The sequence below is a fragment of the Massilia sp. CT11-108 genome, assembly GCF_047302915.1.
Taxonomy (GTDB): Bacteria; Pseudomonadota; Gammaproteobacteria; order Burkholderiales; family Burkholderiaceae_D; genus Telluria; species Telluria orientalis.
In genome coordinates, this window is the sequence record NZ_JBKYMO010000319.1 from 1 (window position 1) to 6771 (window position 6771).

Genomic DNA, 6771 nt, shown 5'->3' on the forward strand with positions numbered 1-6771 from the left:
GCGCATGCACGGCGCGCCAGGCACCGTGGTCGCCGTCGGCATCGCGCGCCGCAACAAGGTCGAGACCCTGCGCATCACGCGTGCCGACCTGCACAACGACACGGTGCGCGTGAAGATGGCGGCGCCGGGCCTCGCGTGGATCCGCATCTCGGAATTCGGCGGCGCCACGGCGGCCGACCTCGCGGCGGCCCTGAAAAAACTGGACAATCCGCGCGGCCTGATTCTCGACCTGCGCAACGATCCGGGTGGCCTGGTGTCGACGGGCGTCGCGGTCGCGGGCGCGTTCCTGCAGCCGGGCACCGTGCTGTTCTCGGCGCGCGGACGCGAACCGGGCGCCAACGCCACCGTCACCGTCGACGAGCGCTACTACCGCCAGCAAGGCCAGCCCGACGTGCTGGCCGGCCTGCCCGGGTGGACCCGCACCGTGCCGCTGACGGTGCTCGTGAACGGCGCGTCCGCGTCGGCCGCGGAACTGGTCACCGGTGCCCTGCAGGACCAGCACCGCGCCACCGTCATCGGCACGCGCACGTTCGGCAAGGGTTCGATCCAGTCCGTCATCGGGCTGGACGCGGACAGCGGCATCAAGTTCACCGTGGCGCGCTACTTCACGCCGAACGGCCATGAGATCCAGGCGCGCGGCGTCACGCCCGACATCGTCGTGACGCCCGCGGTGGCCGCCGACGACGACCTGTTGCTGCGCGAAGCCGACCTGGCAAAACACCTGCCCGCGACACAGCCGCTCGACACGATGGCGGAGGCGAAGCGCGAGCCGGTCGAGTCCACGCGCACGTTCGGCACGCGCGACGACAAGGCCCTGCAGACCGCGGTGGCCGTCCTCACGCCCGAAGACAAGCGTTCGTCCACGCTCGCGGCCCTGTTGCGCCGCTGGAGCGGTGCGCCGCTGGCGGCGAACGCCGCGCCGTAACGATCACGTCACAATCCCGCGTCAAAATACGCATCGCTCCCAGGGAAGAGAGCACATGGCGGCTCGGCCGCCCTACCGGCGCCGGCGGTCGGGAAACATACCGGCACCAATTCAGAAGCGTGCCCTTGCACGCAGGCTCTCCTTGACGTGCCGGCGCGCGCGCGGCATCGCATCCAGCGCGCGCGCGGCCAGCACGCCTTCGATGAAGCCGAGCAGCCCCGCCTCCTGCGGCACGCGGTCACGCAGCTGGGCAACCAGCTCGCGTGCCACGAACGCATCGTTGATCTCGCCCAGCTCGTCCTGCATGCCGCTCAAGAGATCGTGCCGTTTCGTCGCCTTGCGGTCGTGCGACAACGCGGAGAAGAACTCGCGCGCATAACGTTCCTTCTTGGCCGCGATGCGCACCTTGTGCAGGCACTCCGGCCGTTTCAGGTCATCGCCGCGGGCGCGCTTGCGCACGCGCGCGGCCGCGTGCTGCACGAGCTGCGGCGCGGCCTTCGCGATCTTCTGTTCGAGCGGATCGGCCGGCAGCGCAGTATGGTGCCAGCCCTTGCCCGCGATCCAGCCGCCCAGCGCGAGCATCAGGGTCGTGTAGCGCGGGCTGCCGACGGCCGAGCGCACGCGCGCCCGATGACGCTCCGCCTCCTCGCGCGCGGCCGCTTCCACGCGCGCCAGCGACGGCTTCTGGTCCTCGGTCAGCGGCAGGCCGGGCAGCACGGATTCGAGGAACACGTCCCAGTTGCGTGCGTCGCCCAGTTCGCCGGCGAACCAGTCGATATCGGCCGCCAGCGGTTCCGGCAGCGTCACGAGCCCGTCGACCATGTCCTGGGCCGCGCGCAGGCGGCGCAGGCCGACGCGCATCTGGTGCAGGCTCTCGACGTCCCCCGCCAGCACGCCCCGTTCGTTGGCCTGCATCTGCTGCAGGCAGTTCTGCAGGATGCCGCCCAGCGCCTCGCCCAGCGTGGCCTTGCGCTTGAGCGTCACGGGCGCGGCCTTGACGGCGTGCGCCTTGTCATCGGTCGCCAGCGCATAGCCGCGCTCGGCCTTGCTGATGTTCTCGATGCGCACGGGCGTCGCCTCGTGCACCCGCTGCGCCAGTTCGTACAGGCAGGCCGGATCGCCATCCTTCACTTCCAGCTCCAGCTCGCGCACGGCTGTCTTGCGCTCGCCGTGCTGCAGTTCGCCCACGTCCAGCGCGCACTCGACATGCGTGCCGTCCGGCAGGGCCAGCATCCACGTCGTGCGCTTCGTGCGGTTGACGAAGACCGGCTCGGGTGCAAGCTGCCGGCCGTCCAGGCTGTGCGCGAGGCCGGGCAACGCTTCGCGCAGCTGGCGGTCGAACAGGTCGTGGTCGGGCACCTCGGACGGAATCTCGGCTTCCAGCTCGGTTCTCCGGTGCAGGCCGGCCACGGCGCTGCCGCCGCCCTTCAGGGTCTGCACGTGACGCTCCCCGGCGCTGCGCACGCGCAGGGCGAAGCCATGCTTCCACAAGTCGAAGCCGCCGGTGTCGAAATAGCGGTCGACGTGTTCCTGGTCGCGCGGCTTCGACACGGCGTGCTCGCGCAGCACGGCCGATTTTTTCAGCCGCGCGGCACTGGTCGCATCCACGGCCAGTTTGATTTCACATTCCATCGGATTCTCCTGTCATCCATCCTCTTACTGTAGCGCATCGCCTTCAAGGCCGACACACGAATCGGCGCTCACGTACCCGCGTTGGATCAACCCTGCACGCAAGCGCGCGTGATGCAGAACAGCCCGGCGCCGGCCACGTACCGCTACCGTACGGAAGCTGTCCGGGCATTCATGCAGGCTGCATTTCCAAGGAGACAGATATGGCACGGTTCGGTGTCGAGGCGATCCGCTATTTCAGCCACGCGCGCGCTGCGCCACAAGACCGGACGGCAGGCGTATGTGCTGGCCGTGCGCGCGACGGAGCGGGCCTATCTCGACCTGCCCGTGTACGGCAGCGGGATCGTGGCCGGACACGGGCGCACGGAGATCGCGCGCTGCGAGATACGTTGACGGGTGTGCTCAGGCAGCCGGCCGTGGGTGCAGGTCCAGCCTGCGGCCGGCCTTGACGATCTGGCTGGGCACCTCGTGGCCGACGAGGTCCTGCAGGCGGACCGCGGCCTGCAGCAGCCGGGCCAGGTCGACGCCGGTGTCGTAGCCCATCAGTTCGAGCGCGTGCACGACCTCCTCCGTGCACACGTTGCCGGTGGCACCGGGCGCATATGGGCAGCCGCCGATGCCGCCGAGGGAGGCGTCGAAGCGGTCGGCGCCGGCATCGATCGCGGCCAGCACGTTCGCCAGGCCCATGCCGCGCGTGTTGTGGAAGTGCAGCGTGAGTTCGATGCCGGGCCAGCGCGCGCATACGGCTTCCGTCAGCGCGTGCACCTGGGTCGGATAGGCCATGCCGGTGGTGTCGCACAGCGTGATGCCGTGCGCGCCGAGTTCGCCGATGAAGCGGGCGCACCAGTCCAGCACGTCCTGCTGCGGCACGTCGCCTTCCATCGGGCAGCCGAAGCTGCACGACAGCGACACGTTGACGGCGACGCCGTGGCGCCGCGCCAGTGCCGCGACGTCGGCCAGTCCGGCGAAGGATTGTTCTCGCGTCATGCGCAGGTTGGACAGGTTGTGGCTTTCGCTGGCCGACATGACGAGGTTCATCTCACCCACGCCCGCCGCGACGGCACGCTCGGCCCCGCGCACGTTCGGCACGAGGGCGCTGTACACGACGCCCGGTGCGCGCGCGATGCCGGCGAACACGTCGCCCGCATCCGCCAGCACGGGCACGGCCTTCGGCGACACGAAGGAGCTGACTTCGAGCTTGGCGAGTCCCGCGCCCGACAGCAGGTCGGCCAGGGCGATCTTGTCGGATGTCGGCACGAAGCGGCACTCGGCCTGCAGGCCGTCGCGCAGCCCGACTTCCTGGATGTGGATGCGACGGCTGGCCCCGGTCCAGGCGCTCATGCCACCACCTTGCGCGCGCGCAGCGCCGCGATCTGGTCTTCGGTGAGGCCGATCTCGCGCAACACGGCATCCGTGTCCTCGCCCAGCCGCGGCGCGGCCGAGCGCACGCTGCCCGGCGTGCCCATCAGCTTCGGCACGATGCCCGGCACCTCGACCTCGTAGCCTTCTCTCGTCTGCTGCGTCAGGATCATGTCGCGGGCCCGGTAGTGCGGGTCTTCCGCGATGTCCTTCGCCGTGTAGACCTTGCCGGCCGGGACTTTCGCCGCGCCCAGCACATCCAGGACGTCCGTCACGGTCCGCTCCGCCGTCCACGCACCGATGGCCGCATCGATCTCGTCCACGCGCGCGACGCGGCCCGCATTGTTCGCGAGATCAGGCGCGTCGCCCAGGTCGGGCCGGCCGATCGCCTGCATCAGGCGTTTAAAAATGCTGTCGCCGTTGCCCGCGACGAGCACGTAGCCGTCGACGCAGCGGTAGGCATTCGACGGGGCGATGCCCGGCAACGCGCTGCCGGCGGCCTCGCGCACGGCGCCGAATGCGCTGTATTCGGGGATCAGGCTTTCCATCACGTTGAACACGGCTTCGTGCAGCGCGACGTCGATCACCTGTCCTTTGCCGCCGTTGACCTTGCGGTGGTACAGCGCGGTCAGCACGCCGATGGTGCCGTGCAGCGCGGCCAGCGTGTCGCCGATCGAGATGCCGCAGCGCACAGGCACACGGCCCGGCTCGCCGGTCAGGTGACGCAGGCCGCCCATCGCTTCGCCGATCGCGCCGAAGCCCGGCAGGTCGCGGTAGGGCCCCGTCTGGCCGTAGCCGGAAATGCGCAGCATGACGAGGCCCGGATTCAGTTCGGACAGGACGTCCCACCCCATGCCCCAGCTTTCCAGCGTGCCGGGACGGAAGTTCTCGACGAGCACGTCGGCCTCGGCAATCAGCTTGCGCGCGACGTCCTGCCCTTCTTCGCTTCTCAGGTCGAGGGCGAGCGAGCGCTTGTTGCGCGACTGGACCTGCCACCAGATGGAGGTGCCGTCCTTCATCATGCGCCAGTTGCGCAGCGGGTCGCCCGTGCCCGGCGCCTCGATCTTGATCACGTCGGCGCCGAAATCGCCCAGCGTCTTGCCGGCGAACGGGCCGGCGATCAATTGTCCCATCTCGATCACGCGCACGCCCTGCAGGGCGTTGGCGGACATCGTGCCTGAAGCCGTCATGCTCATCTTGTCCTCGTCAGTTTGCAGATTGTTCGCGCTGGCGCAGCCGTTCGGGCAGGCCGAACGCCAGCACACCGGCGCAGGCCACGCCCAGCGCCGCGATCACGTACAGGGCGGGCGTCGTGCTGCCGGTGACGTCCTTGATGCGTCCGACCATCACCGGGCTGACGATGCCGCCCAGCTGTCCCAGCGTATTGATCAGCGCGATACCGCCCGCCGCGCCGGCACCCGTCACCAGTTTCGGCGGCAGTGCCCAGAACGCGGGGATCGACGCTACCACACCCGCGCCCATCACGGCCAGTGCCGCGACCAGCAGGCCGGGCTGGTGGTCGAACAGGCCGGCGCCGCAAAAGCCCACCGCGCCCAGCAGCACGAGGCCGATCACGAACTTCGTGCGCTCGCCGCTGGCATCCGACAGCCGGCCCACGGCTACCATTGCGATCGCACCGCACAGGTAGGGCACCGCCGTGAGCAGGCCGATAGTCGTCGGGCTCGTGGTGCCGGCGCTGCGGATCATGTGCGGCGCCCAGAAGTTCAGGCCATAGGAGCTCACCTGGATCAGGAAGTAGACGAGGCCCAGCGTGAAAAATCCCGGCGTCTTGAGGGCGCCCAGCAGCGAGTGGCTGCCGATTCTCCGGTTCTGTTCGGCGATGCGCGCGGCCAGCAGCGCGCGTTCGTCGGGCGCGAGCCAGGACGCATCCTCGACGCGGTCCTTCAGCACGAGGAACACGATGGCGCCCAGCAGCACGCACGGCAGGCCGCCCACGAGGAACAGCCAGTGCCAGCCGGACATGCCCAGCACGCCGTCCAGGTGGGCCAGCACGAGGCCGGCGGCCGGCGCACCGACGAGGCCCGAGAATGCCGAAGCGAGGAACAGCATCGACGTGATGCGGCCGCGGTAGGCGGTCGGGAACCACAGCGTGAGGAAGTACAGCACGCCGGGCGCGAAGCCGGCCTCCATTGCGCCGATCAGGAAGCGCAGCACGTAGAACTGCCATTCGGTCTGCACCAGCGCCATCAGCGCGGTGGCGATGCCCCACGAGACCATGATGCGCGCGATCCAGCGCCGCGCGCCGACCTTGTACAGCATCATGTTGCTGGGGACTTCGAACAGGACGTAGCCGACCGAGAACAGGCCGGCACCGAGGCCGTACGCCGTGTCGGACAGCGACAGGCTGCTCTGCAGCGCGAACTTGGCGAAGCTGATGTTGATGCGGTCGAAAAAGGCGAACAGGTAGCAGACCATGATGAGGGGCATGATGCGCCATGCCACCTTCGCCACGATCCGCGCCATGTCCGGCACGGCGGCGTCGGACGCGCCGGCCGGGGCGGAAAGAATCTTGCTCATTGTTGTCTCCGGATGGATAGTCGTCGAATGAAGCACGCTCTTGGTGGCGTGATGATGCGATTCTGGCAGCACGCCTCCGGACGCGGAATGACCAAGGTGTGAACCCCGCTTTCGCGTTTCGCGAAAGCTCGCCAGGTGTCAGGCCCCGGCGCCCAGATGGTCCACCAGCAGGCGTGCGTGGCGCGGCAGGGTTTCCAGGTCGCGCACGCCGATCAGGAGCTGGCGCCGGGCCCACGCATCCGTCAGCGGGATCTGGCGCAGGTTCAGCGAGCGCACGAGCGCGCGCACGGCGTCGGCGGGCAGCACCGCGACGCCCAGGC

At 69.4% G+C, this 6771-nt stretch carries 6 protein-coding genes and 1 pseudogene; 2 read left to right on the forward strand and 5 right to left on the reverse strand.

What is annotated here, in order from left to right:
* Window positions 1-925: S41 family peptidase (locus ACEN88_RS21525; RefSeq protein WP_413342873.1), on the forward strand; the 925-nt coding region annotated here is incomplete at its 5' end.
* A gap of 111 nt (window positions 926-1036) precedes the next feature.
* Here ACEN88_RS21525 and ACEN88_RS21530 read toward each other — a convergent pair.
* Window positions 1037-2557 (reverse strand): CHAD domain-containing protein, encoded by a 1521-nt coding sequence (locus ACEN88_RS21530; protein WP_413342875.1) that lies wholly within the window; start codon window positions 2555-2557, stop codon window positions 1037-1039.
* Window positions 2558-2770: 213 nt separating this feature from the next.
* Here ACEN88_RS21530 and ACEN88_RS21535 point away from each other — a divergent pair, with 213 nt between their 5' ends.
* Window positions 2771-2947, forward strand: a complete 177-nt coding sequence (locus ACEN88_RS21535) for a hypothetical protein (RefSeq protein ID WP_413342877.1) — start codon at window positions 2771-2773, stop codon at window positions 2945-2947.
* A 9-nt stretch (window positions 2948-2956) separates the two neighbouring features.
* Here the strand turns inward: ACEN88_RS21535 and ACEN88_RS21540 are convergent, their stop codons facing one another.
* The 4 genes and pseudogenes from ACEN88_RS21540 to ACEN88_RS21555 all read right to left on the reverse strand — a co-directional run.
* Window positions 2957-3895 (reverse strand): hydroxymethylglutaryl-CoA lyase, encoded by a 939-nt coding sequence (locus ACEN88_RS21540; protein ID WP_413342879.1) that lies wholly within the window; start codon window positions 3893-3895, stop codon window positions 2957-2959.
* Window positions 3892-5103 (reverse strand): CaiB/BaiF CoA transferase family protein, encoded by a 1212-nt coding sequence (locus tag ACEN88_RS21545; protein ID WP_413342881.1) that lies wholly within the window; start codon window positions 5101-5103, stop codon window positions 3892-3894. Before ACEN88_RS21545 ends, ACEN88_RS21540 begins: the two co-directional genes overlap by 4 nt.
* 16 nt (window positions 5104-5119) lie before the next feature.
* Entirely contained in the window at window positions 5120-6451 is a 1332-nt protein-coding gene (locus ACEN88_RS21550) for an MFS transporter (protein WP_413342883.1), read from the reverse strand.
* A 138-nt stretch (window positions 6452-6589) separates the two neighbouring features.
* Window positions 6590-6771, reverse strand: a pseudogene (locus ACEN88_RS21555) (GntR family transcriptional regulator); the annotation flags it as partial.